The following is a 775-nucleotide window of genomic DNA, read 5'->3' as shown; positions in this document are numbered from 1 at the left end:
GGACCTCCGCATAGCTCCAGCCTGCGTTGCCCATCTGGGCCCAGCTGTCGAAGTCCTGCGCCTGGCCGCGCACGAAGGCGAGACCGTTGATCGCACTGGAGCCGCCCAGCATCCGCCCGCGAGGAACGGGCAGGCGGCGGCCGTTGGTGCTGGCCTCCGGCTCCCCGCTGTAGAGCCAGTTGACCGTGGGATTTCGGATGAGCTTCGCGTAACCGATGGGGATGCGCGACCAGGGGTGGCTGGCAGGACCGGCCTCCAGCAGGAGCACCGTATTGCGGGTGTCGGCGGACAGCCGGTTCGCGACGACCGCGCCGGCCGATCCCGCGCCGACCACGATGTAATCGTAGCTCCGCATGCCGTTCCCCCATTGGCCCTCGACGGAGCGCGATTCTTGACGGTTCGATGAACCCACAGGCCCGTCGGTCCCGCAAGCCGGGGCGGCCCGCCGCTTGGGCCCTGCCCCGAACCCTGCTACTGCGCCGAAATGCGCGCCCTTCAGCTCCTGGCCGACCGTGACCTCCGCCTCATGGAGATCGACCCGCCCCCTCCTCCCGGCCCGGGCGAGGTGCAGATCGCCATGCGCGCGGTCGCCCTCAACCATATCGACGTCTGGGGCTGGCGGGGCATGGCCTTCGCCAAGCGCACCCTGCCGATCAGCGTCGGCGCCGAGGGCGTGGGGGATGTCGCGGCGATCGGGGCGGGCGTCACCGGTTTCGCCCCGGGCCAGATGGTAGTGCCCTATGGCGGCCTCACCTGCGGCACCTGCAAGGAATGC

At 70.6% G+C, this 775-nt stretch carries 2 protein-coding genes; one reads left to right on the top strand and one right to left on the bottom strand.

Translation table 11 applies throughout. From position 1 onward, the window contains the following. A partial coding sequence (locus tag AC1DWF_RS33765; protein ID WP_476842854.1) for a GMC family oxidoreductase N-terminal domain-containing protein occupies nt 1–355 on the bottom strand: 355 nt, incomplete at its 3' end. A gap of 129 nt (nt 356–484) precedes the next feature. Between AC1DWF_RS33765 and AC1DWF_RS33760 the strand changes: the two genes are divergently transcribed. Next, a partial coding sequence (locus AC1DWF_RS33760) for an alcohol dehydrogenase catalytic domain-containing protein (protein WP_476842853.1) occupies nt 485–775 on the top strand: 291 nt, incomplete at its 3' end.

The sequence above is a fragment of the Aminobacter sp. P4_D5 genome, assembly GCF_056401815.1.
This window is presented reverse-complemented; position numbering and strand designations above follow the sequence as displayed.